Raw genomic sequence first — 21,454 nt, 5'->3', positions numbered from 1 at the left:
CAGGGATGCTGGCAAGCCTGTGCAAGGCTTGGGAGATCAGGAAGCGAGAGGCGGGGCCTGGGCTGGCGACGGCCGTATCACGCGACCGCGCCAGAGCGGAACCCGGCATGCGGGCTCGGGCCGCGGTGAGGGCCGGGGGGCGACGCAGCGCATGCGTGCGGCGCGCAGGCCCAGGGTCAGCAGGGCCAGACCTATGACGGCCAGCAGCGGCATGGGCAGCAGGTCCAGCGGCTGCAGCGCATCCTGGACATCGACCTCGAAAGGCTCGGCCTGGGCCCGATGTTCATGCAGATCGCTGGAGGAGTCGTGCCCGGTGAACAGATGGAAATGAGAATCAGCCATTCTCGAGGGCGTCGCGTGCACATGCAGGCCAGCTTGATTCGGAGTTCCGAAATGGCCGTGCAGCAGCGGAATCAGCAGTTGCGCCACCATGATCAGCAGCAGCACCGCGCTCCGCAGAGAAAGTCTCTGGATCGCACGCGACATGGGCCGGATTGTAGCGTCGTGATTGGCTGCGGCAACCCACAACCCTGCGTGGTGCTCGTCAATCAAAGCCGAGCCGACCTGAGCGCTGGAATGCTTATAACGCGATGGAGCGGTGCAGATTGGCGCGAGCCTGCTGTTCGAGCCGGGCGTGGAAATACGGCGTCGCATAGATGGCTTGGCGCTGCAGAAAGCCCTGCAGCACCTGCTTGCGCCTGATGCCGTAGATCGGCCACGGCACCCACGCATATTCGGCACGCACCTGGGCGTCGTATTCGGCAAAGCGCTCGGGGTCCGCGCCCAGAATCGCGAGGTCTATGTCCACCAGCAGCCTCGCATCGTCATGCTTGGGCAGGACTTCGTGGCGCGTGGCCATGACGAGTTCATGCACGCGCCCGCAGATGGCTTCGGCAAGGCCGGCCTCGCCCAGGGCCTGGGCGGCCCATTGGGCGCTGCGCAGTTCGTTGTCCTTGGCTTTGATGTCGTAGACGGCGTCGTGGAACCACAGCGCAAGCTCCACCTCGGCCGGGTGCTGCGCCCGGTTCTGCACGGCCTCGAAATGGGCCAGGCATTCGGCCAGATGCTGCTGCGTGTGGTAGCGGCGCTGGGGCTCGGCATAGGCGGTCAGCATTGCCTGCAGCAGGCCCGCGGGCGGTGTGACCCCCAGCCCTTGCCAGGCGCGCTGCCAGGAACGCTCGAACAGCGGTTCTGAATTCGTCATGCAGCCATCCTTGTAAGGCGTCAACCAAAGAAGCGGTAGCACACGGCGATCGCGGCCACCACGCCGGCCAGCTCGGCCACCAGCGCGCAGGCCACGGCATGGCGTGCGCGCTGTATGCCCACGGCGCCGAAGTACACGGCCAGCACATAAAAGGTGGTCTCGGTGCTGCCCTGGACGGTGGCGGCCGTGAGCGCGGCAAAGCTGTCCACGCCATGGCTTTGCATGGTCTCGATCAGCATGGCGCGTGCGGCGCTGCCCGAGAACGGCTTGACCAGCGCCGTGGGCAGGGCATCGACGAAGCGCGCATCCATGCCCACGGCATCGACGGTCCAGCGTATGGCCGAGAGCACGTATTCGAGCGCCCCCGAGGCGCGAAACACGCCCACGGCGCAGAGCATGGCCACCAGATAGGGCAGCAGCCCCTTGGCCACGTCAAAGCCTTCCTTGGCGCCTTCGATGAAGCTGTCGTACACGGCCACCTTTTTGTAGGCGCCCAGGGCCACGAACAGCACGACCAGCGCAAACAGCGTGAGATTGCCCATCAGCGAGGACAGGTGGGCCAGCGCCGCCGCGCTCAGCGTGGTGAGAAAAGCCATGAAGGCGGCCAGGGCCAGCGCCACGGGCAGCAGATAGGCCAGCACCACGGGACTGAAAATCGGCAGCCGCTGCACCACGGCCACGCTCAGCAGACCGACCAGCGTGGAGGCCGAGGTGGCCAGCAGAATCGGCAGAAAGACCAGCGTGGGGTCGGGCGCGCCCTGCTGCAGCCGGTACATGAAGATGGTGACGGGCAGCAGCGTGAGCGATGAGGCGTTGAGCACCAGGAACAGGATTTGCGCATTGGTGGCGGTATCGGGCCGCGGATTGAGCTCCTGTAGCGCGCGCATGGCCTTGAGCCCCATGGGCGTGGCCGCGTTGTCCAGGCCCAGGCCGTTGGCCGCGAAGTTCAGCGTGATCAGGCCCAGCGCCGGGTGGCCGCGCGGTACCTCGGGCATGAGCTTGGCAAACAGCGGGCCCAGCATGCGTGCCAGCCATTCCACGATGCCGGCTTTCTCGGCGATGCGCAGAAAGCCCAGCCACAGCGTGAGCGTGCCGAACAGCAGCACCATGACCTCGACCGAGAGCCTGGCCATGGCAAACAAGGCCTGGACCATGGCGGCAAACACCTCGGCCTGGCCGCCTATCAGCCATTGCGCGAATGCGGCCACGGTTGCCACGAGAAAAAAGCCTAGCCACAAGGCATTGAGCATAGAGATATCTTCTGGTTTTGCGTGAATCAGCTCCGATTGTGGCGCCATCCGCAGTTCCGTCGCCTATCGTGCTGCCCGATGATAGGGGCCGGAAGGCTATTTCAGGCGCTCAAGCTCTGGCCCTGGGCCTAGCAGGGCCGGTGCAGCGGGTGTATAACCGCGCTTCGAAATTTTTCAGCAGGCCGCGCGGCTCGCGTCGGCCATCCACCACTCATCAAGGAATCGCACCCATGGGCGCGCAATGGAAAGCAAAGGGCAAGGCGCTGGTCGCTGATGCCAAGGGCAAGCTGTTTGGCAAGCTGGTCAAGGAAATCACGGTCGCTGCCCGTCTGGGCGGCGGCGACCCCGCCGCAAACTCGCGCCTGCGCATGGCCGTCGAAGCTGCCCGCAAGGCCTCCATGCCCAAGGACACGCTGGATCGTGCAATCAAGAAGGGCTCGGGCGCGGGTGCCGATGCCGTGAACTATTCCAGCGTGCTGTTCGAAGGCTATGCGCCGCACCGCGTGCCGGTGATGGTCGAATGCCTGACCGACAACCCCAACCGCACGGCCCCCAATATGCGCGTGTGCTTCCGCAAGGGCCAGCTGACGGCCGTGGCCTGGGACTTCGACCATGTGGGCATGATCGAGGGTGAACCCGAGGGCGGCGCCGATGTGGAGCTGGCCGCGATCGAAGCCGGTGCGCAGGACTTCGAGCCCGGCGACGAAGAGGGTGTGACCCTGTTCATCACCGAGCCTACCGATCTGGATACCGTGAGCAAGGCCCTGCCTGCCCAGGGCATCAAGGTGTTGTCGGCAAAGCTGGGCTACAAGGCCAAGAACCCCGTCAGCATGAGCAGCCTGTCTGCCGAGCAGCAGGAAGAAGTGCAGGACTTCCTGGCCGGTCTGGAAAACGACGACGACGTGCAGCATGTGTACGCGGGTCTGGTGGACTGATCTCAGGCTGTTTGCCTTTCAGCCCCAAGGAGCAGTGCGATCACTGCTCCTTTTTTTATGGCTGCTGCTGACGCATCGATCTCGATGAGTCCTGCACCGATGGCTGGATCTGCGCCCTGGCCCGGGGTGCTAAGACTGTTTTTCTGTCCACTCCCGCCGAATCCGCTCCAGCCCCTGGCGGTAGCTGGTGATCTCAAACTCGGGAAAGCGGCGCTTGAACTTGCCCGAATCGAACAGATTGTCCTGCTCATAGCGGGGCAAGAGCTCACGGAGTTCGCCCACCGGCTTTGAAAACAGCCCGATTACCTGCAACATCCATTTGCTCAGCACCTGGTAGGAGGGCTTGCGCTCAAAAACCTCGCAGGCCATGGTCGCCAACTGCCGGTAGCTCAGCCTTTCGTCCCAGCAGGGCAGATGCCAGGTCTGACCGAAGGCATCAGGCGTATTGCCAAGCGCAGCCAGCGCGCGGCTGGCATCGGGCGTCCAGATGAGCGTGCGCAGGGTATCGTCGCGCACCGGCACCCGCGGCTTCTTGCCGGCCTTGAGGCTGTCGATGAGCAGCGTATTGGTGATGCTCTGGGTTTTCTCGGGACCGTAGAACTCGGGGGCGCGGCCAATGAGCACGGGGATCTCGCCGCGCGCCATCTCCTGCAGCACCATCTCCGCCATGGCGGCGCGCACCCGGCCTTTGCGCCCCACGGGGGCAAACGCCGTCTGCTCGGTCTGCAGCTGCGCGTTCTGCGGGTACATATAGGTGTTGTCGAAATAGACAAAGGGGGAACCCGCAGCGCGGCTGGCCGCCAACGCGTTGCGCAGCATGGTCGGAAACTGCTGCTCCCAGAGTTGCGTATCGGGCGGCAGGCCGGCGGTGAAATACACCACGCTGCTGCCCTGCACGGCCCTGGCGGTTTGCTCGGCATCGAGCAGATCGGCGGCTTGAAGCCTATCCGTGTCGTGCACCTTGCGTGGCTGGCGGCTGACCAGCTTGAGGTCGCTGCCGTAGTTGCGCTTGAGTTCGCGCGCCAGCTCTATGGCGATCTGCCCATTGGCGCCCAAAATGGTCTGCATTCCAGCTCCTTGAAGAATAGTCTTCACCGGCCTCGATGGCCGGGAAACAGTGCAAGCCTAAGCTTGAAGCTCGGTTCAAGGTCAAGCGCAGATTGCAGGAGAATAGCGAGCATGAAGATAGGAGAACTCGCCCAACGCACAGGTCTTGCCGCATCGCGCATTCGTTTTTACGAGCGCATCGGCCTGCTGGGCGCCGCCCGGCGCCAGGCCAATGGCTATCGCAGCTATTCCGAAGAGGCGGTGCTGGCGCTGAGGCTGATTGCCACGGCGCAGCGGGCCGGCTTCAGTCTGGATGAGCTGCGCCAGCTGCTGCCCGACGATCTAGAGCATTGGCAGCATGACGAGCTGCTGGCCACGCTGCACGGCAAGCTGCAGAGCATTGACCTGATGCTGGCGCAGCTGACGAAAAGCCGCGCAGAACTGAGCGAGCTGATTGAGCAGATCGAGGCCAGGCACGAAGACATGGATTGCGCCAGCAACGCGCGGCGCGTGCTGTCGCAAATGCGGCTGCTCGGGCAGGGCGATGAGGCGGGTGAGCCCGATCAACCCTGCAGCTGAGCCTGCTGCAGGGCCGTGGCATCCATATATGCCTTGTGGAATTCCTGATTTGATAGCGTCTGGCGCTTGATGAATAAGGGTTTAAGCTTATTCTTATTAAATATTTACCGAGCCGCGCTGCCAGCCATCCCGCTTTGTGATGGGCGCCGGCCCCGATGGGGCTGCTGCGGCTGGCTTTATGCGTTAAGTTTCAAGACGCTGTCCCTGAGCATGTACATGCTTTGCGGACGAATGTTTTCCCGGATCTGTCTTGAAAGGTGCCTATGGTGCACAAGCGTTCTCTCGTAAAAGCCCTGGCGGTCGCCGCCTTGGTTTCTGCCGCATTGCTGGCTCGGGCCCAGGAGCTGGCCGTGACCATTGGCGTGACGGCCGGTCCCCATGCCCAGATTGCCGAAGTGGCCAAGCAGGTTGCGGCCAGGCAGGGCCTGAAGGTCAAGCTGGTGGAGTTCGGCGACTTCATCCAGCCCAATGCGGCGCTGTCCAGCGGCGATATCGACGCCAACATCTACCAGCACCAGCCCTTCCTCGATGCCCAGAACAAGGACCGTGGCTACAAGCTGGTGCCCGTGGCCAAGGCCGTGAACCAGCAAATGGGCGTGTACTCCAGGAAGGTCAAGAAGCTGGCCGATCTCAAGAGCGGCGCACGCGTGGGCATTCCCAACGATCCCACCAATGGCTCGCGTGCTCTGATGGTGCTGGCCAAGCAGGGGCTGATCACGCTCAAGGCCGATGCCGGTGCGCGCGCCTCGGTGCTGGATATCACGGCCAACCCCAAAAAGCTCAGGTTTGTCGAGCTCGAAGCGGCCCAACTGGCCCGCGCCCTTGATGATCTCGATGCCGCAGCCGTCAACAGCAGCTACGCCGTGGCTGCCGGCCTGTCCCCCCAGGGCGACTCGCTGGCGCTGGAAGATGTGAACACGCCTTATGTGACCGTGCTCATCGTCACGCGCGCCGGTCATGAAAACAGCAAAGGCTTGCAGGCCTTTGTGAAGGCCTACCAGTCACCTGAGGTCAAGGCCTTTGTGGAAAAGACCTTCAAGGGTGCCTACACAACCGCATGGTGAGCGCATGAATCAGCCCTGGAGTCAACTGGATGCGGCGCTGTTCGAGCGCGCCAAGGCCTTGCTGGACGAGGAGTGGCTGAGCCGTGACGCCGATCTGGCGCCGCTGCTGCCCGTGGTGCTGGAGCGCGGCGTGGGCCAGGATTGGCACAAGGCCGGCACTTTTCGCCACCATCTGGCAGGCGTGGCGCGCTCTCTGGCGCTGTGGCAGCAGCCCAGGGAGGTGCGCCAGCTGGGTCTGCTGCACAGCGTCTACGGCAATGCCTTTGTCGATCTGGTCAAGTTCGATGCCGGCAACGAGCGCGAGCAGCTCAAGCGCCTGGTCGGGGAGCAGGCCGAGCATCTGGTCTATCTGTTTTGCACCATGAGCCGTACCCAGTTCGTGCAGAAGCTGCTGGCTGGCGAGCTGGGAGCCGACGGCAGCCTGCAGATCGAGCGCAACGGCCCCGAGCCGCACGAGAGCATCAGGCTCACGGCCTATGAAGTGGCTGTGTTCGCGATCGTCAGCATGGCCGACAGCATGGAGCAGTGGTTCAGCTGGCAGGAGGATATCTACTCGCGCTTTCCGGCCGTGGACAGCAGCCGTCAGCAGGCCGTGCACTGGGCGGCGTCGCTGTGGCCCGGCCCCATGCGCCCCAGTAGCCGCATGCTCAGCCAGATCAGCGGCCTGGGCCAGGCGTTGCAGCATCCGGCACTCAAGACCCGGCTGCCGCTGCCGCCCGTGTTTGCGAACTGCAGCCAGCTGCTGAGCGCAGGCAACGAGGCTGCGGCCGTGGCGCTGTACTGGTCGGTGATTCAGCTCGATCAGCCTCTGGTCGACCTGGACGCTGCCACCGCCACGTTGGAGCAGGCCGTGGCCCTCAACCCCTGGGTGGGCGAGCCGCAGATGGTGCTGGCCCAGCTTTACCTGAGCGCGGGTCGCAACGCCGATGCCGCTCGGGCCGCCGAGAGCGCGCTGCAGTGCTTTTGCAGCTGGGGCAATGCCTGGGACAAGCGTGTGCAATGGGATGCCTGGATTGCCTGGACGCGTATCTTGCTGCAATCGGCCCAGGAGGGCAGCTGGCCCGCGCGGCTGGACAAGCTCAACAATGTGGCGCTGCGCCAGCTTTGAGTAAAACCGGCTCGGGCGATGATTGGGTAAGCGCTGCTGCTTGAACGAAAGCTTCGGGCAATGCAAAGCCCCGGCAGTCCGGGAACTGCCGGGGCTTTTTTGACTGCAGCCAGAACCGCTTATTTCGTACCGAAGATACGGTCGCCGGCGTCGCCCAGGCCCGGCAGGATATAGCCATGGTCGTTGAGCTCGCGGTCCACGGCGGCGGTGTAGATGTCCACATCGGGGTGGGCGGCCTGCATGGTCTTCACGCCCTCGGGCGCGGCCAGCAGGCACATGAACTTGATGGACTTGGGCGCGCACTTGTCCTTGAGTTGCTGCACGGCGGCCACGGCAGAGTTGCCGGTGGCCAGCATGGGATCGACCACGATGACATCGCGCTCGCCCATGTTGTCGGGCATCTTGAAGTAGTACTCGACGGGCTTGAGGGTCTCGGGGTCGCGGTACAGGCCGATATGGCCGATGCGGGCGCCCGGCACTACATTGAGCATGCCGTCCAGGAAGCCGTTGCCGGCGCGCAGTATGGAGACCAGGGCCAGCTTCTTGCCGTCGATGACCTTGCCGACCATTTTTTCCATGGGCGTTTCGATCTCGATGTCCTGCAGCGGGAAGTCGCGGGTCAGTTCGTAGGCCATCAGCGTGGACAGCTCGCCCAGCATGCGGCGAAAGCTGTTGGTGCTGGCTTCCTTGCGGCGCATCAGCGTCAGTTTGTGCTGGATCAGGGGATGGTCGATCAGATGCAAAGTGCTCATGTTCTTGATCTTTGTAGGGGAAACGGGGCGGGCCGGCTTGTGGCCGGCACCTGCCTTGAGGTGAATCGGATGCGGAGCAGGCCGCAACAGGCGCTATTTTCGCCGTCAGCCGCCCAGAAGTTGTGCGAAGCGCTCTAAATCCACATTGCCGCCGCTGATCACAATCCCCACGCGCTTGCCGGCCAGGGGCAGATCGCTGTTCATGGCCGCCGCCAGCGACAGAGCACCCGTGGGCTCGACCACGATCTTCATGCGTTCGGCGTAGAAGCGCATGGCTTCGACCAGCTGCTCGTCGCTGACGGTCAGCACATCGTTCACGCGCTGGCGGATGATGGCAAAAGTGAGATCGCCCGGCGACTGGGTCTGGGCACCATCGGCAATGGTGCGCGGGGTGTCGATCTTGACGATATGGCCGGCGCGCAGCGATTGCTGCACATCGTTGCCGGCCTCGGGCTCCACGCCTATCACCTTGCAGCGAGGCGCCAGCGCATTGGCCGACAGCAGGCTGCCCGAGAGCAGGCCGCCGCCGCCCAGGCAGACGAACAGGTAGTCGAGGTCGGGCACCTGCTCGAGCAGCTCCTTCACGGCCGTGCCTTGGCCCGCAATCACGTCGCGGTGGTTGTACGGGGGGATCAGCGTCATGCCGCGTTCGCTGGCCAGCTTGCAGGCGATGGCTTCGCGGTCCTCGGTGAAGCGGTTGTAGGTGACCACCTGGGCGCCATAGCCGCGCGTGGCCGCCATTTTGGAGGCCGGAGCGTCCTCGGGCATGATGATGAGCGCAGGCATGTCCAGAATCTGGGCTGCCAGCGCAATCGCCTGGGCGTGGTTGCCCGAGGAAAAGGCCAGCGCCCCGCCTTTGCGCTGCTCGGGCGTGAACTGGGCCAGAGCGTTGTAGGCGCCGCGCAGCTTGAAAGCGCCTATGCGCTGCAGGTTCTCGCACTTGAAGAACAGCTGGGCGCCCAGTTGCTCGTCCATGGTGCGGCTGGTCAGCACCGGCGTCTGGTGGGCCACGCCCTTCAGGCGTGCGGCAGCGGCAACAACATCGTCATAGGTGGGAAGCAGATTGGGCGTCAGGCTCATGGTGATTCAAGGTGGCGGTGAGGTATGAATCCATGATAACGGCGCCGGACCGCTGCGGCGGCGATGGCACGGGCCATGAAAAAAGCCTGCCGCCGCGGACAGGCTTGGAGTTAAAACTCGCTTGAATCGCTCGCAAGCGCTTTCTACATCAGCGCTGCCAGCTATGAAATCAGGATTCCTGGCCCTGCGGGCGGAACTCGCGCAGCGTAGCCAGCGGCGGAAACTCGCCGGTACGCCTGGCCTGCATGGCGGAGACGGACTCCATCACATGGCGGTTGCTCCAGATGCCGCTTTGCACCCAGCCCATCTGCTGCAGGGAGTCCTGCACGCTGTGGTCGCGCGCATAGTTGATGACCTGCTTGCTGCCCCAGATGGCGATCGGCGGCTTGGCCGCGATCTCGCGCGCGCAGGCCAGGGCAGCGAGCACGGCGGCCTCCTGGCTGTCATGCACGGCATTGACCAGGCCGTGGGAGGCGGCCTCCGGAGCGCCCATGCGCCGGCCGGTATAGGCGAGTTCCTTGACGATGCCCAGCGGCATGAGCTTGGGCAAGCGCTGCAGGCTGCCGAGGTCGGCCGTCATGCCGATATTGATTTCCTGGATGCAGAAGAAGGCATCGGCGCTGGCATAGCGTATGCAGGCGGCCGCAACCAGATCCAGCGCACCGCCTATGCAGCCGCCGTGGATGGCGCAGATCACGGGCATGCGCAGCGACTCCAGCTTGTTGAAGGTGGCCTGCATCTGCGCCAGGGTGTCGCAGAGCAGGGCACGGCCTTCGGGGCTGCGATCGTCGGGCGCAAACCTGGGATCGGCAAAAGTGTCCAGCGCCATGCCGGCCGAGAAATGCTTGCCGGTGCTGCTGATGACCAGGGCACGGGATTCTCCGCTGCGGTGCAGGGTGTCCAGCACCCGGTCCAGCTCGTGCCAGAACTGCGGGTTCAGCGTGTTGAGCTCTTCCGGTCGGTTGAGCACCAGATGCGCGATGTGGTCCGCCAGATCGAGGCGGAAGCAGCTCAGGCCTGCGGTCAGCAGATGGGTGTCGGAGGTATGGGGCATGCGCAGATGGTGGCCCGGGCCTGGGCGCGCGCAAGTCACGCGGGTGACTGGATGTGGCTTGCGCGAACCGGGGGATTCCCTGACGGCCGCGCCCAAGGCCTTGGCTTTTGGCGCGTGGCAGGTCAGCGCTTTTTGCCGCCCAGAATGCCGCCCAGCACCCCGCGCAGAATCTCCTTGCCCAGGCTGTTGCCCATGGTGCGCATGGTGGACTTGGCCATGGTCTGCACCAGTCCGTCGTGCTGGCCGCCGCGTGGGCCGGTGCGGCCGAACAGCAGCTCCTTGAGGCCGTCCATCATGGAGTCGGACGCGCCGGCCTGGGCCGCGCCGGCGGCCGCGGGCGCATCGCCGGGCTTGGCGGGAGTGGCGCTGCCCGCGCGGTCGCGCAGTATCTCGAAGGCCGATTCGCGGTCTACCGCGTTTTCGTAGACGCCGGCCACCAGAGAGTCGCGCATCAAGGCCTGGCGCTGCTCGGGCGTGATAGTGCCGATCTGGCTGCCGGGCGGAATCACGAACACGCGCTCGGTCACGCCGGGCCGGCCTTTCTCGTCGAGCAGGCTGACCAAGGCCTCGCCCACGGCCAGCTCGGTGATGGCGGCCCCAATGTCCAGTCCCGGATTGGGGCGCATGGTGGAGGCGGCTGCGGCCACGGCCTTCTGGTCGCGCGGGGTGAAGGCCCGCAGCGCATGCTGCACGCGGTTGCCCAGCTGGCCCAGAACAGAGTCGGGCACGTCCAGCGGGTTCTGGGTCACGAAATACACGCCCACGCCCTTGGAACGCACCAGGCGCACGACCAGCTCGATGCGCTCGAGCAGTACCTTGGGCGCATCGTTGAACAGCAGGTGGGCCTCGTCGAAGAAGAACACCAGCTTGGGTTTCTCGGGGTCGCCGATCTCGGGCAACTGCTCGAACAGCTCGGACAGAAGCCAGAGCAGAAAGGTCGAGTACAGGCGCGGCGCATTCATCAGCTTGTCGGCCGCCAGGATGTTGACCACGCCCCTGCCGTTGGCATCGGTCTGCATCAGATCATTGATGTCGAGCATGGGCTCGCCGAAGAACTGGTCGCCGCCTTGTTGCTCGATCTGCAGCAGGCCGCGCTGGATGGCGCCCACGCTGGCCGGGCTGATATTGCCGTACTGGGTGGTGAACGGCTTGGCGTTGTCGCCCACATGCTGGAGCATGGCGCGTAGGTCCTTGAGGTCCAGCAGCAGCATGCCGTTGTCGTCGGCAATCTTGAAGACGATGTTGAGCACGCCCATCTGCGTGTCGTTGAGATTGAGCATGCGGCCTATCAGGAGCGGCCCCATGTCCGAGATCGTGGCGCGCACCGGATGGCCTTGTTCGCCGAACACATCCCACAAGGTGGCGGGGCAGGCCAGGGACTGGGGCGGAGCAATGCCGCGCTCCTGCAGCGAGGCCGCGAGCCTGTCGCCGAGCTTGCCGGCCTGGCTGATGCCGCTCAGGTCGCCTTTGACGTCGGCCATGAACACGGGCACCCCGATCTGTGAGAAGCTCTCGGCCAGTTTCTGCAGGGTCACGGTCTTGCCGGTACCCGTGGCGCCGGTGATCAGGCCATGGCGGTTGGCCATGCCGGGCAGCAGCGCACATTCTGTGGCAGAGTGCTGGGCAATCAAAAGGGGTGAAGCCATTTCGGGTTTCCTCTTAAGGGGGCTTGCAGTCAAAAGTAAAATCTCGTCCGCAAGGTTAAATCAAATATCAAAGGACTCTCTGTGGCAGGACACAGCAAATGGGCCAACATCCAGCACCGCAAGGGTCGCCAGGATGAAAAGCGCGGCCGCATCTGGACCCGCATCATCCGTGAGATCATGGTCGCGGCGCGTCAGGGCGGCGGCGATCTCGCGGCCAATCCCCGTCTGCGCTTGGCGGTGGACAAGGCCAAGGCCGCGAACATGCCGGCCGACAATATCAAGCGCAATATCGACAAGGCCACGGGCAACCTCGAAGGCGTGACCTACGAGGAAATCCGCTACGAGGGCTATGGCATAGGCGGCGCGGCCATCATCGTGGACACCATGACGGACAACCGCGTGCGCACGGTGGCCGATGTGCGCCACGCTTTCAGCAAATACGGCGGCAACATGGGCACGGAAGGCTCGGTGGCTTTCCAGTTCAAGCATGTGGGCCAGATCCTGTTTGCGCCCGGCACCAGCGAGGACAAGGTCATGGAAGTGGCGCTCGAAGCCGGTGCCGAGGACGTGATCAGCGATGACGAGGGCGGTATCGAGGTGCTGACGGCTCCCGGCGACTTCGAAGCCGTGCGCGATGCGCTGCAGGCCGCGGGCCTGACGCCCGACATGGCCGAAGTGACTATGCGCCCTGAAAATACAATCGCTCTGGAAGGCGATGACGCAGCTCGCATGCAAAAGCTGCTCGACATGATTGAAGATCTGGATGACGTTCAGGACGTCTACCACAACGCAGAACTATGAAAATTCTTGTGATTGGCGGCGGTGGCCGTGAACACGCTTTGGCGTGGAAGTTGGCCGAATCGCCCAAGGCGACCAAGGTCTATGTGGCTCCCGGCAATGGCGGCACCGCCCTGGCGGGTGGCAAGCTGGAAAACCTGGACATCACCGATGTGAAGGCCTTGCGCGAATGGGCGCAGGCCGAAAAGATCGCCGTGACGGTCGTGGGGCCCGAAGCGCCTCTGGCCGCGGGCGTGGTGGACGAGTTCCGCGCCCATGGCCTCAAGGTCTTTGGCCCGACCAGGACCGCGGCACAGCTCGAGTCCTCCAAGGCCTTCTCCAAGGACTTCATGGCGCGCCACGGCATTCCCACGGCGCAATATGAAACCTTTAGCGACCCCGTGGGCGCCCACGCCTATGTGGACCGCCTGGGTGCGCCCATCGTGATCAAGGCCGACGGCCTGGCCGCCGGCAAGGGCGTGGTCGTCGCGATGTCGCTGCAGGAGGCCCACGATGCCGTGGACTTCATGCTGGTGGACAACAAGTACGGCGTGACCCACAACGAGGGCGGTGCCCGCGTGGTGATCGAGGAGTTCCTCGACGGCGAGGAAGCCAGCTTCATCGTGCTGTGCGACGGCAAGAACGTGCTGGCCCTGGCTACCAGCCAGGACCACAAGCGCCTCAAGGATGGCGACCAGGGCCCGAACACGGGTGGCATGGGCGCCTATTCGCCCGCGCCCGTGGTCACGGCCGACGTGCATGCACGCGCCATGCGCGAAATCATCCTGCCCACCATCCGCGGCATGGAAAAAGACGGCGTGCCCTACACCGGTTTCCTCTACGCGGGCCTGATGATCGACAAGGCCGGTCACCCCAAGACGCTGGAGTTCAACTGCCGCATGGGCGATCCCGAAACCCAGCCCATCATGATGCGCCTCAAGAGCGATCTGGTGGACGTGATGCTGGCCGCCTGCGACGCTAAGCTCGACCAGGTCGAGCTGCAGTGGGACCGCCGCACCGCGCTGGGCGTGGTGATGGCGGCCGCCGGCTATCCCGAAGATCCGCGCAAGGGCGATGTGATCACCGGCCTGCCGGCGGCAGCCGACGACGCCATGGTCTTCCATGCGGGCACCCAACTGCAGGCAGACGGCCAGCCCGTGACTAGCGGTGGCCGCGTGCTGTGCGTGACCGTGCTGGCCGACAGCGTCAAGCAGGCGCAGCAGAAGGTCTATGACGTGGCGCGCGGCATCCATTTCGATGGTGCCCAGTACCGCCGCGACATCGGCTTCCGCGCCATCAAGAAGGCCGAGTGATGACGGCAGCTGCGTCTTCTTCCGCGGCCGACATGCTGCCCGTGGCCGAGGTGCGCGAGTACCTGACGGGGCTGCAGGCCCGCATCATCGGAGCTCTCGAGGAAATCGAAGGCGAGGGCGGTGCGCGCTTTCTGGCCGACGCCTGGCACAAGGAGCCGGGCGAAAAGCTGCAGGGCGACGGCATCACCAGGATCATGGAAGGCGGGCGCGTGTTCGAGCGCGCGGGTTGCGGCTTCTCGCATGTGCGCGGGTCGCAGCTGCCGCCTTCGGCCACCCAGCACCGGCCCGAGCTGGCGGGTGCGCCGTTCGAGGCCATGGGGGTGTCGCTGGTGTTCCATCCGCGCAATCCTCTGGTGCCCACGGTGCACATGAATGTGCGTATGATCGCTGCCGGCCATGAAGGCCAGCCCAAGACCTGCTGGTTTGGCGGCGGCATGGACCTGACGCCCGTCTATGGCTACGAAGAAGATGCGCTGCATTTCCACCGGACCTGCCGCGATGCGCTGGCGCCGTTCGGTGATCGGCTCTATCCGCGCTTCAAGCAGTGGTGCGACGAGTATTTCTATCTCAAGCACCGCAACGAGCAGCGCGGCATAGGCGGTATCTTCTTCGACGACTTCAGCGAACTCGGCCAGCAGCAGAGCTTTGCCATGCTGCGCTCGGTGGGCGATGCCTTTCTGAAGGCCTATCTGCCTATCGTGGAGCGCCGCCGGAATGCCGAGTACACGCAGCAGCAGGTGGACTTCCAGCGCTACCGCCGTGGCCGCTATGTGGAATTCAACCTGGTCTGGGACCGCGGCACCCACTTCGGCCTGCAGTCGGGCGGCCGCACCGAATCCATTTTGCTGTCCATGCCGCCGCATGCGGACTGGAGCTATCAGCGCGTGGATGCGCCCGGCACGCCCGAGCGCGAGCTGCTGGACAAATTCCTGATCCGCCGTGACTGGCTGTAGGAACGCGTTCCGGGTGACCGCGGATTTCCCTGCCCATGGCGCATAAGGCACTGTCGGCAGGGAAATTTTTAGAAAACTATAATTTCAATAGCTGGATGCGCCGGGTTGACTGGCGCATCGACTTTTTTCAATGCGTGACGGACAAGGCTTGCGAATAGCCCAGGAGTCCGCCGCGGTCCGACCCTGATGCGGGTGCGGCGCGGCTCACGCTATATTGAGCCCATTTTTTACAGATTCCATCGCCTGATGACCACCTCCACCAAAGCGGATTCCGCAGCCAAGCGCGACGTCACCAAACTCCAGCGAGCCATTGTCGACGGCCTCGAAGACGTCAAGGCTCACGACATCCAGGTGTTCAACACCGAAGCGCTGTCGCCGCTGTTCGAGCGCGTGATCGTGGCCTCGGGTACTTCCAACCGCCAGACCAAGGCGCTGGCCTCCAGCGTGCGCGAAGCCGTGAAGACCGCAGGTTTTTCCGTGCCGCGCCAGGAAGGTGAAGAAAACGGCGAGTGGATCATCGTGGACTGCGGCCCCGTCGTCTGCCACATCATGCAGCCCGCGATCCGCCAGTACTACCGTCTGGAAGAGATCTGGGGCGAGACGCCGGTGCGCATGAAGATCGGTGCCGCCAAGCCCAAGCCCGCCGATGTGGCCGCCAAGAAGCTGGCCGCCAAGAAGGCGGTGGACAAGGCCGCGGCCGAGAACACCGTGGTCGAGAAAAAGCCCGCGGCCAAGAAGGCTGCTGCCAAGAAGCCCGCGGCCAAGACCAGCGCCGCCGCCAAGCCCGCAGCCAAGAAGCCTGCGGCCAAGTCTGTCAAGACCGTGGTCGTCAAGCCCAGCGTGCCGCGCACCGCCAAGGCTGGCGCAGCGGCCAAGCCTGCGGCAAAGCGTGCCCCCCGCGCCAAGGCCTAAATGAGGCTGACCATCGTGGCCGTAGGCCTGCATGTGCCCGACTGGGCACAGACGGCCTATGACGACTATGCCAAGCGCTTTCCGCCCGAACTCAAGGTCGAACTCAAGGCCGTCAAGACCGAGCCGCGCGGCTCCAAGACGGTGGAGACTCTGTACGCGGCCGAGCGCAAGCGCATAGAAGCCGCCATTGCCCGCGGCACCCGTATCGTGGTGCTGGACGAGCGCGGCACCAATCTGACCACCAAGGCCCTGGCCCAGCGTCTCAAGGGCTGGCAGCTCGAAGGCGACGACGTGGCCCTGGTGATCGGCGGCCCCGACGGCCTGGACCCCGAGTTCAAGGCTGCGGCCCACGAGCGCATACGCCTCTCGGACCTGACCCTGCCGCATGCCATGGTGCGGGTGCTGCTGATCGAGCAGCTCTACCGCGCCTGGTCGGTCAATGCGGGCCACCCCTATCACCGCGAATAAGCGGCGGCGATCCCGCGCACGTGCATTTTTGCGCAGCGCGTGATACTATGATTTTGATAGCCTAATGCGCTTGGTACATATGCGCTAGCGGCCTTTTCATCAAAGTCATGGCGCCCTTCATCTATCTCGCATCCCAAAGCCCACGTCGTCGCCAGCTGCTGGAGCAGCTGGGCGTGGCCCATGAACTGCTGCTGCCCAATGCGGCCGGCGATATCGCCGAAGACGCCGAGGCCATAGAGACCGAGCGCGCCGGCGAGTCGCCGCACAGCTATGTGCAGCGCGTCACCGCGGGCAAGCTCGATGCCGCCGTGGCCCGCCATGCGCGCCGCGGCCTGGCGCCCGCGCCGATTCTGTGCTCCGACACCACGGTGGCCCTGGGCATGCAGATTCTGGGCAAGCCCGTGGATGGCGCAGATGCGCGCCGTATTCTGCGCCTGCTCTCGGGCGCCGAGCACGAGGTGCTGACCGCCGTGGCGGTGCAAAGCGGGGCGCAGCGCCTGCAGGCGCTGTCCATCTCCACGGTGCGCTTCGCGCCCATGAGCGAGGCGCAGATCGAGGCCTATGTGGCCACGGGCGAGCCCATGGGCAAGGCCGGCGCCTACGGCATACAGGGTCGGGCGGCCGCGCATATCGCCGAGATCCGGGGCAGCTACTCGGCCATCATGGGTCTGCCCGTCTACGAGACGGCCGAGATTCTGCGCCGCCTGGGCTGGCCGCTTTGAAACTTTTGCCGGTGGCGGGACTCTTGTCCTGAGTCCTCCGGCCAGACATGGCGGCGGCCTTGCGCCCGCCATGTGCGCGTTGCACACTGGGCCCAGCAAAAAGCCAGACAGATAAAGAAAGAACGACAGTCAATGCAGCAAGATATTCTGATCAACTGGTCGCCGCAGGAAACGCGGGTGGCGATTGTCGAGAACGGTGCCGTGCAGGAGCTGCACATGGAGCGCCCGCTGGAGCGGGGCCTGGTCGGCAACATCTATCTGGGCAAGGTCTCGCGCGTGCTGCCCGGCATGCAGTCGGCATTCATCGATATCGGGCTGGAGCGCGCGGCCTTTCTGCATGTGGCCGATGTCTGGCAGCGCCAGGAAAACGGCGAAGCCCCGATGTTCGCGCGCAAGGACCAGCCCCAGGTGCCTATCGAGAAGCAGGTGTTCGAAGGCCAGATCATCATGGTCCAGGTCATCAAGGACCCCATAGGCACCAAGGGCGCGCGCCTGTCCACGCAGATCAGCATTGCGGGGCGGCTGCTGGTGTTTCTGCCCCAGGACGACCATATCGGCATCTCGCAGAAGATTCCGCAGAACGAGCGCGATGCGCTGCGCGCACGGCTGCAGGGGCTGGTCGGCACCAAGGACAGCGGCGGTGGCGGCGGCTTCATTCTGCGCACCAACGGCGAGGACTCCAGCGATGCTGAGCTTGCCGACGACATCCGCTATCTGCGCAAGACCTGGGCCCGCATCAAGGACGCGGCGCAGAGGCTGCCGCCCATGTCGGTGCTGCATCAGGATCTAAACCTGCTGCAGCGCGTGCTGCGCGATCTGGTGGGCGAGAACACCCAGAGCATACGCATAGACTCCAAGGAGCAGTTCGCGCTGCTCAGGAGCTTCGGCCAGGAATACATGCCGGCGGCCGTGCCCAAGCTGGCGATGTACAAGGGCGAGCGACCGATCTTCGACCTCTATTCGATCGACGAGGAAATCGCGAGAGCCCTGGGCCGGCGCGTGGATCTGAAGTCGGGCGGCTACCTGATCGTGGACCAGACCGAGGCCCTGACCACCATCGACGTGAACACGGGCGGCTTTGTCGGTGCGCGCAATTTCGACGACACCATCTTCAAGACCAATCTCGAGGCGGCTCAGGCGATCGCGCGCCAGCTGCGGCTGCGCAATCTGGGCGGCATCATCATCGTGGACTTCATCGACATGGTGCGCGAGGATCACCAGGACGAGGTGCTGTCCGAGTTCCGCCGCCAGCTGGCCCGAGATCGCGTCAAGACCATGGCCGGCGGTTTCTCGCAGCTGGGCCTGGTCGAGATGACGCGCAAGCGCACGCGCGAATCGCTGGCCCATATGCTGTGCGAGCCATGCCCGGCCTGCGCGGGCAAGGGCAATGTGAAGACCGCGCGCAGCATCTGCTACGAGGTGCTGCGCGAGATCCTGCGCGAAGCGCGCCAGTTCAACCCCCGTGAGTTCCGCGTCGTGGCCTCGCCCAAGGTGGTGGAGATGTTCCTCGACGAGGAGAGCCAGCATCTGGCCAGTCTCTCCGACTTCATCGGCAAGCCGATCTCGCTGCAGTCCGAGACCGTGATGGCGCAGGAGCAGTACGACATCGTGCTGCTCTGAGGCCCGAGGCGATGGCCCGCCGGCCTGCTACTCAGGGCTGAGAGACGGCTTTAAGCAAAACGAGGCGCCAAGGCGCCTCGTTTCTTATGCCCGTCGCAAATGGGCCGGGTGGTTTAGTGCTTGGCTGCTGCAACAGCGATGGCTTCACCATCCTGATCGGCGTAAGTCTGGCCCTTGGGGGCGATCAGCCAGTAAAAGAAGGCCCCCAGTCCTGCGGCAATAAACCAGGAAAATGCAGATGCGGACTGCAGATAAGGCACAAAGGCGAAGAGCAGCGAGATCAGGGCCGATGGAATCAGCGCCTGGATGGCCCTGGGGTTGAAGCCGTTGCGGTAGTGGTAGGGGCCGTTCGCGTTCTGGGTGTACAGAGCCAGAACATCCACGCGTTGCTTGCGGATGAGCCAGTAATCGGCCATGACGATGCCGAACAGAGGCCCGAGCAGAGAGCCCAGACCGCCGAGGAAATACACAATCACCACCGGCGAGCTGTAGAGGTTCCAGGGCAGGATGACAAAGCCGAGAATGGCGCTGACCAGGGCGGCTTTGCGGAAGTTGAGCTTTCTGGGCAGCAGATTGGTCAGAGCCAGCGCGGGTGCCACAAAGTTGGCCATCAGGTTCACGGCAATGGTCAGGATGATCAGAGCGAAGCTGGCCAGAACCAGCAGAGGCTTGCTGGGAATCTTCTGGATGATGTCAACGGGGCTGTTGATGAGCGTGCCGTCGATGGAGAGCTGGCCGCCGGTCAGGACCACGACGACCAGACCAAAGATCAGCATATTGATGGGAATGCCCCAGAAATTGCCCTTGATCACCGCACGGCGCGAAGTCGTGCCTCGGGTGAAGTCGCAGAAATTCAGGACGAACGTGCCGTAAAGCGCAACCCACAGCGAGGCGGCTCCCAGAATTTGCACCCATTTGGATCCATGTGCCTCCACGGAGGGAGCTGACCAGTGCAGCTGTCCGCCCGAGCTGTGGAGAATCCAGCCCGCCAGAGCAATAAAGGTCATGAAGATCACCGGGCCGGCGAAGGCCTCGTATTTGCGGATGCTCTCCATGCCCCAGCAGGCGATGACGACCTGCACCATCCAGAGCAGCGTAAAGCTGATCCAGCCCAGCAGCGGCAGCCCCAGCAAGATCTGCTCGCTCAGAGGCTGCAGTTGCGGCAGCAGCATCAGCACCAGCACATCGAGGACCTTGGAGGCCAGATAGGTCTGGATGCCGAACCAGGCGATCGCCACGCCGCCGCGTATCAGGGCCGGTATCTGGGCGCCGCGCGTGCCAAAGCTGATTCGGCTCATCACGGGGAAGGGGACCCCTGTCTTGCAGCCCATGAAGCCGGAGAGGTTCAGAAGAGCGAAAAGAAATGCGGCTCCCAGAAGCAGGGCCGTCAGGATCTGGCCGCCGCTGAAGCCCAGGGCAAACAGGCCGATGGCAAAAGAGTAGTTGCCGAGGTTGTGGACATCGTTGACCCATAAGGTGAACAGGCTGTAGGCGCCCCAGGATCGACCTTCCTTGGCTGTGGGAGCCAGATCCGCGTTGTAGAGCGCCGGTGAGACCCCGGCTGGCAAGGTTTCATGCGGCTTTGGTGCTGCAGTGCTCGGGCTGGGGGCGAAGTGGCCGCCTTCGTTGATTGCTAGGTCTCTCATTTATTGCCTTTGTGGGGAGCAACCACGTGTCCGGTGCATGGGCTTTTCTTAGGCAATCAGTCCCATCTCACCCAGACAACGCGGCATTGGCATGCCTGGGCTGTTGGGCGCCAGACATGCACTCCGATGCTTTGGAGATGAGAGGGGTCAAGTGTCCAACTTGAATATCATCTTGTATACATCAGATAAGTCGAAAAATGTATACAAGCCCTAGCAGCCTCGAATTGGTGGGAACCCTTGGTCACTGGAGTGCCGACAAATAGTTCCGAATGCGCCTGCTTGCGGTGAGTTGCGGTATGAAAATGCGAGCGCTGGCGGTACGCGGTATGGAAAGGAAGAGCTCTGAACCACGAGAGACTGGGACAAGGTAAGCAACGGTAAACTGCAGCCTCTATTGCTTCGACCCAGTGGGCGACGGCTGGGCTCGAAACAGCGGCAGCGGTGATTGGTGCTGCCGCTCAAGGCCTGTCCGCGGCCCCTATTGATTGAACGGAGAGCCATGCAGAAGGTATTGCTGTGATCACCAAGACCAAAATTGCGGAGCGTCTGATCGAGTCCATCCTGACGGGCAGACTGCGACCCGGGTTGAGGCTGGGCGAGCAGGACATTGCCGACATGTTTGAAGTCAGCCGTACCCTGGTGCGGGAAGCCCTGATCCAGCTTCAGGCGCGTGGCTTTGTCGAGGTGCGCTCGCGCGTCGGGTGGTATGTGGCCGAGCCTTCTTTTGAAGAAGCCCGGGAGACCTACGCCGCGCGGCGCGTCATTGAGTCGGGCATGCTGCGCGATGCAGGCAAGCCGCTACAAGCTTCGCTCAAGCGTTTGCGCCAACATATTGCCGATGAGCAGGAATCCATTGCGGCCGACGATGCCACCACGCGCAGTTCGTTGCTCGCGGATTTCCATATCTGCCTTGCCGAATGCCTGGGCAATCGTTTTTTGACGTCGATGATCGTCGACCTGTCGGCGCGGTCCATGCTGGCTGCGGCGCTCTACCATTCCAAGACCGAGGCCCAGGTGTCCAATGACGATCATGCAGCGATCGTCGAGGCTCTGGCCGACGGCGATAACGCCAAGGCTGAGCAGCTGATGATTGCCCATATCGATGCCCTGAAGTCGCGTCTGGACGAGGGGCTGGCCGGCAATGGCCGCGAGCGCGACCGCCTGCGCTCCATTCTGGTGCCGTAGAAATTGGCGGGCCCGCTCCGTGACTGCGGGCAGGGCTGCGCTGCCGCCACGGGTTTGCTGAAGCTCATTCCGCCTAAGTCACTTTCCCCAGCGGTGTTGAGTGGGGCGGGGTACGGCGCTCCGGCTCAGGTCTTTTTGA

21 protein-coding genes are annotated in these 21,454 nt (G+C 63.9%); 12 read left to right on the top strand and 9 right to left on the bottom strand.

Annotated features, from left to right (window positions below):
* Nucleotides 1-36: 36 nt before the first annotated feature.
* The 3 genes from AB6724_RS12800 to AB6724_RS12790 all read right to left on the bottom strand — a co-directional run bounded on the left by AB6724_RS12800 (nt 37) and on the right by AB6724_RS12790 (nt 2,454).
* Entirely contained in the window at nt 37-486 is a 450-nt protein-coding gene (locus tag AB6724_RS12800; protein WP_369338910.1) for a hypothetical protein, read from the bottom strand.
* A gap of 94 nt (nt 487-580) precedes the next feature.
* Nucleotides 581-1,204, bottom strand: a complete 624-nt coding sequence (locus tag AB6724_RS12795) for an HD domain-containing protein (RefSeq protein ID WP_369338909.1) — start codon at nt 1,202-1,204, stop codon at nt 581-583.
* 20 nt (nt 1,205-1,224) lie between these two features.
* Entirely contained in the window at nt 1,225-2,454 is a 1,230-nt protein-coding gene (locus tag AB6724_RS12790; protein ID WP_369338908.1) for a nucleoside recognition domain-containing protein, read from the bottom strand.
* A 230-nt stretch (nt 2,455-2,684) separates the two neighbouring features.
* Here AB6724_RS12790 and AB6724_RS12785 point away from each other — a divergent pair, with 230 nt between their 5' ends.
* Entirely contained in the window at nt 2,685-3,389 is a 705-nt protein-coding gene (locus AB6724_RS12785) for a YebC/PmpR family DNA-binding transcriptional regulator (RefSeq protein WP_369338907.1), read from the top strand.
* Nucleotides 3,390-3,518: 129 nt separating this feature from the next.
* Here AB6724_RS12785 and AB6724_RS12780 read toward each other — a convergent pair whose 3' ends face one another.
* The gene (locus AB6724_RS12780; protein ID WP_369338906.1) at nt 3,519-4,457 is read right to left on the bottom strand and encodes an NAD-dependent epimerase/dehydratase family protein; all 939 of its coding nucleotides are present in this window, start codon (nt 4,455-4,457) and stop codon (nt 3,519-3,521) included.
* Nucleotides 4,458-4,568: 111 nt separating this feature from the next.
* Here AB6724_RS12780 and AB6724_RS12775 point away from each other — a divergent pair, with 111 nt between their 5' ends.
* The 3 genes from AB6724_RS12775 (at nt 4,569) to AB6724_RS12765 (ending at nt 7,187) form a co-directional block, all read left to right on the top strand.
* Nucleotides 4,569-5,015 carry a MerR family transcriptional regulator gene (locus AB6724_RS12775; protein WP_369338905.1) on the top strand — a complete coding sequence of 149 codons (447 nt, stop codon included), beginning with the start codon at nt 4,569-4,571 and terminating at the stop codon, nt 5,013-5,015.
* Between the two features lie 263 nt (nt 5,016-5,278).
* On the top strand, nt 5,279-6,079 hold the full coding sequence (locus AB6724_RS12770; protein ID WP_369338904.1) for a MetQ/NlpA family ABC transporter substrate-binding protein: 801 nt from the start codon (nt 5,279-5,281) through the stop codon (nt 6,077-6,079).
* 4 nt (nt 6,080-6,083) lie between these two features.
* Nucleotides 6,084-7,187, top strand: a complete 1,104-nt coding sequence (locus AB6724_RS12765; protein ID WP_369338903.1) for a DUF6817 domain-containing protein — start codon at nt 6,084-6,086, stop codon at nt 7,185-7,187.
* Between the two features lie 119 nt (nt 7,188-7,306).
* Here AB6724_RS12765 and upp read toward each other — a convergent pair whose 3' ends face one another.
* The 4 genes from upp to AB6724_RS12745 form a co-directional block, all read right to left on the bottom strand.
* On the bottom strand, nt 7,307-7,939 hold the full coding sequence (gene upp, locus AB6724_RS12760; RefSeq protein WP_369338902.1) for a uracil phosphoribosyltransferase: 633 nt from the start codon (nt 7,937-7,939) through the stop codon (nt 7,307-7,309).
* 105 nt (nt 7,940-8,044) lie between these two features.
* On the bottom strand, nt 8,045-9,019 hold the full coding sequence (locus tag AB6724_RS12755; RefSeq protein WP_369338901.1) for a threo-3-hydroxy-L-aspartate ammonia-lyase: 975 nt from the start codon (nt 9,017-9,019) through the stop codon (nt 8,045-8,047).
* 169 nt (nt 9,020-9,188) lie between these two features.
* Nucleotides 9,189-10,073 carry an enoyl-CoA hydratase-related protein gene (locus AB6724_RS12750; protein WP_369338900.1) on the bottom strand — a complete coding sequence of 295 codons (885 nt, stop codon included), beginning with the start codon at nt 10,071-10,073 and terminating at the stop codon, nt 9,189-9,191.
* Between the two features lie 122 nt (nt 10,074-10,195).
* Nucleotides 10,196-11,719 (bottom strand): helicase HerA-like C-terminal domain-containing protein, encoded by a 1,524-nt coding sequence (locus AB6724_RS12745; RefSeq protein ID WP_369338899.1) that lies wholly within the window; start codon nt 11,717-11,719, stop codon nt 10,196-10,198.
* Between the two features lie 81 nt (nt 11,720-11,800).
* Between AB6724_RS12745 and AB6724_RS12740 the strand changes: the two genes are divergently transcribed.
* The 7 genes from AB6724_RS12740 (at nt 11,801) to rng (ending at nt 18,484) form a co-directional block, all read left to right on the top strand.
* Nucleotides 11,801-12,520, top strand: coding sequence for a YebC/PmpR family DNA-binding transcriptional regulator (locus AB6724_RS12740; protein WP_369338898.1), 720 nt, complete (start codon nt 11,801-11,803; stop codon nt 12,518-12,520).
* Nucleotides 12,517-13,809, top strand: a complete 1,293-nt coding sequence (purD, locus tag AB6724_RS12735; protein ID WP_369338897.1) for a phosphoribosylamine--glycine ligase — start codon at nt 12,517-12,519, stop codon at nt 13,807-13,809. The genes AB6724_RS12740 and purD overlap by 4 nt, the downstream gene beginning before the upstream one ends.
* The gene (gene hemF, locus AB6724_RS12730; protein ID WP_369338896.1) at nt 13,809-14,762 is read left to right on the top strand and encodes an oxygen-dependent coproporphyrinogen oxidase; all 954 of its coding nucleotides are present in this window, start codon (nt 13,809-13,811) and stop codon (nt 14,760-14,762) included. Before purD ends, hemF begins: the two co-directional genes overlap by 1 nt.
* Nucleotides 14,763-15,008: 246 nt before the next feature.
* A complete protein-coding gene (gene rsfS, locus AB6724_RS12725) occupies nt 15,009-15,674 on the top strand; it encodes a ribosome silencing factor (protein WP_369338895.1) in 666 nt (221 codons plus the stop codon).
* A complete protein-coding gene (rlmH, locus tag AB6724_RS12720) occupies nt 15,675-16,142 on the top strand; it encodes a 23S rRNA (pseudouridine(1915)-N(3))-methyltransferase RlmH (protein ID WP_158384311.1) in 468 nt (155 codons plus the stop codon).
* A 107-nt stretch (nt 16,143-16,249) separates the two neighbouring features.
* The gene (locus AB6724_RS12715; protein WP_369338894.1) at nt 16,250-16,864 is read left to right on the top strand and encodes a Maf family protein; all 615 of its coding nucleotides are present in this window, start codon (nt 16,250-16,252) and stop codon (nt 16,862-16,864) included.
* 132 nt (nt 16,865-16,996) lie between these two features.
* Nucleotides 16,997-18,484: a ribonuclease G gene (gene rng / locus AB6724_RS12710; protein ID WP_369338893.1), complete on the top strand. Its 1,488-nt coding sequence runs from the start codon at nt 16,997-16,999 to the stop codon at nt 18,482-18,484.
* Nucleotides 18,485-18,597: 113 nt separating this feature from the next.
* On the opposite strand, the gene AB6724_RS12705 is transcribed toward rng, so the two are convergent.
* A complete protein-coding gene (locus tag AB6724_RS12705; protein ID WP_369338892.1) occupies nt 18,598-20,130 on the bottom strand; it encodes an NCS1 family nucleobase:cation symporter-1 in 1,533 nt (510 codons plus the stop codon).
* A 516-nt stretch (nt 20,131-20,646) separates the two neighbouring features.
* Between AB6724_RS12705 and AB6724_RS12700 the strand changes: the two genes are divergently transcribed.
* Nucleotides 20,647-21,315, top strand: a complete 669-nt coding sequence (locus tag AB6724_RS12700) for a GntR family transcriptional regulator (protein WP_369338891.1) — start codon at nt 20,647-20,649, stop codon at nt 21,313-21,315.
* The last annotated feature ends 139 nt before the right edge of the window (nt 21,316-21,454 follow it).

It is taken from the genome of Comamonas guangdongensis (assembly GCF_041079535.1).
Lineage (GTDB): Bacteria > Pseudomonadota > Gammaproteobacteria > Burkholderiales > Burkholderiaceae_C > Comamonas > Comamonas guangdongensis.
This window is presented reverse-complemented; position numbering and strand designations above follow the sequence as displayed.

What these genes read in the sequence shown, in the direction of transcription:
- upp (WP_369338902.1), bottom strand. Translation starts at nt 7,939, where the DNA reads ATGAGCACTTTGCATCTGATCGACCATCCCCTGATCCAGCACAAACTG.
- AB6724_RS12800 (WP_369338910.1), bottom strand. Translation starts at nt 486, where the DNA reads ATGTCGCGTGCGATCCAGAGACTTTCTCTGCGGAGCGCGGTGCTGCTG.
- AB6724_RS12775 (WP_369338905.1), top strand. Translation starts at nt 4,569, where the DNA reads ATGAAGATAGGAGAACTCGCCCAACGCACAGGTCTTGCCGCATCGCGC.
- rng (WP_369338893.1), top strand. Translation starts at nt 16,997, where the DNA reads ATGCAGCAAGATATTCTGATCAACTGGTCGCCGCAGGAAACGCGGGTG.
- AB6724_RS12705 (WP_369338892.1), bottom strand. Translation starts at nt 20,130, where the DNA reads ATGAGAGACCTAGCAATCAACGAAGGCGGCCACTTCGCCCCCAGCCCG.
- AB6724_RS12785 (WP_369338907.1), top strand. Translation starts at nt 2,685, where the DNA reads ATGGGCGCGCAATGGAAAGCAAAGGGCAAGGCGCTGGTCGCTGATGCC.
- AB6724_RS12765 (WP_369338903.1), top strand. Translation starts at nt 6,084, where the DNA reads ATGAATCAGCCCTGGAGTCAACTGGATGCGGCGCTGTTCGAGCGCGCC.
- AB6724_RS12750 (WP_369338900.1), bottom strand. Translation starts at nt 10,073, where the DNA reads ATGCCCCATACCTCCGACACCCATCTGCTGACCGCAGGCCTGAGCTGC.
- AB6724_RS12745 (WP_369338899.1), bottom strand. Translation starts at nt 11,719, where the DNA reads ATGGCTTCACCCCTTTTGATTGCCCAGCACTCTGCCACAGAATGTGCG.
- AB6724_RS12770 (WP_369338904.1), top strand. Translation starts at nt 5,279, where the DNA reads ATGGTGCACAAGCGTTCTCTCGTAAAAGCCCTGGCGGTCGCCGCCTTG.
- AB6724_RS12790 (WP_369338908.1), bottom strand. Translation starts at nt 2,454, where the DNA reads ATGCTCAATGCCTTGTGGCTAGGCTTTTTTCTCGTGGCAACCGTGGCC.
- rsfS (WP_369338895.1), top strand. Translation starts at nt 15,009, where the DNA reads ATGACCACCTCCACCAAAGCGGATTCCGCAGCCAAGCGCGACGTCACC.
- rlmH (WP_158384311.1), top strand. Translation starts at nt 15,675, where the DNA reads ATGAGGCTGACCATCGTGGCCGTAGGCCTGCATGTGCCCGACTGGGCA.
- AB6724_RS12755 (WP_369338901.1), bottom strand. Translation starts at nt 9,019, where the DNA reads ATGAGCCTGACGCCCAATCTGCTTCCCACCTATGACGATGTTGTTGCC.
- AB6724_RS12795 (WP_369338909.1), bottom strand. Translation starts at nt 1,204, where the DNA reads ATGACGAATTCAGAACCGCTGTTCGAGCGTTCCTGGCAGCGCGCCTGG.
- AB6724_RS12780 (WP_369338906.1), bottom strand. Translation starts at nt 4,457, where the DNA reads ATGCAGACCATTTTGGGCGCCAATGGGCAGATCGCCATAGAGCTGGCG.
- AB6724_RS12715 (WP_369338894.1), top strand. Translation starts at nt 16,250, where the DNA reads ATGGCGCCCTTCATCTATCTCGCATCCCAAAGCCCACGTCGTCGCCAG.
- purD (WP_369338897.1), top strand. Translation starts at nt 12,517, where the DNA reads ATGAAAATTCTTGTGATTGGCGGCGGTGGCCGTGAACACGCTTTGGCG.
- hemF (WP_369338896.1), top strand. Translation starts at nt 13,809, where the DNA reads ATGACGGCAGCTGCGTCTTCTTCCGCGGCCGACATGCTGCCCGTGGCC.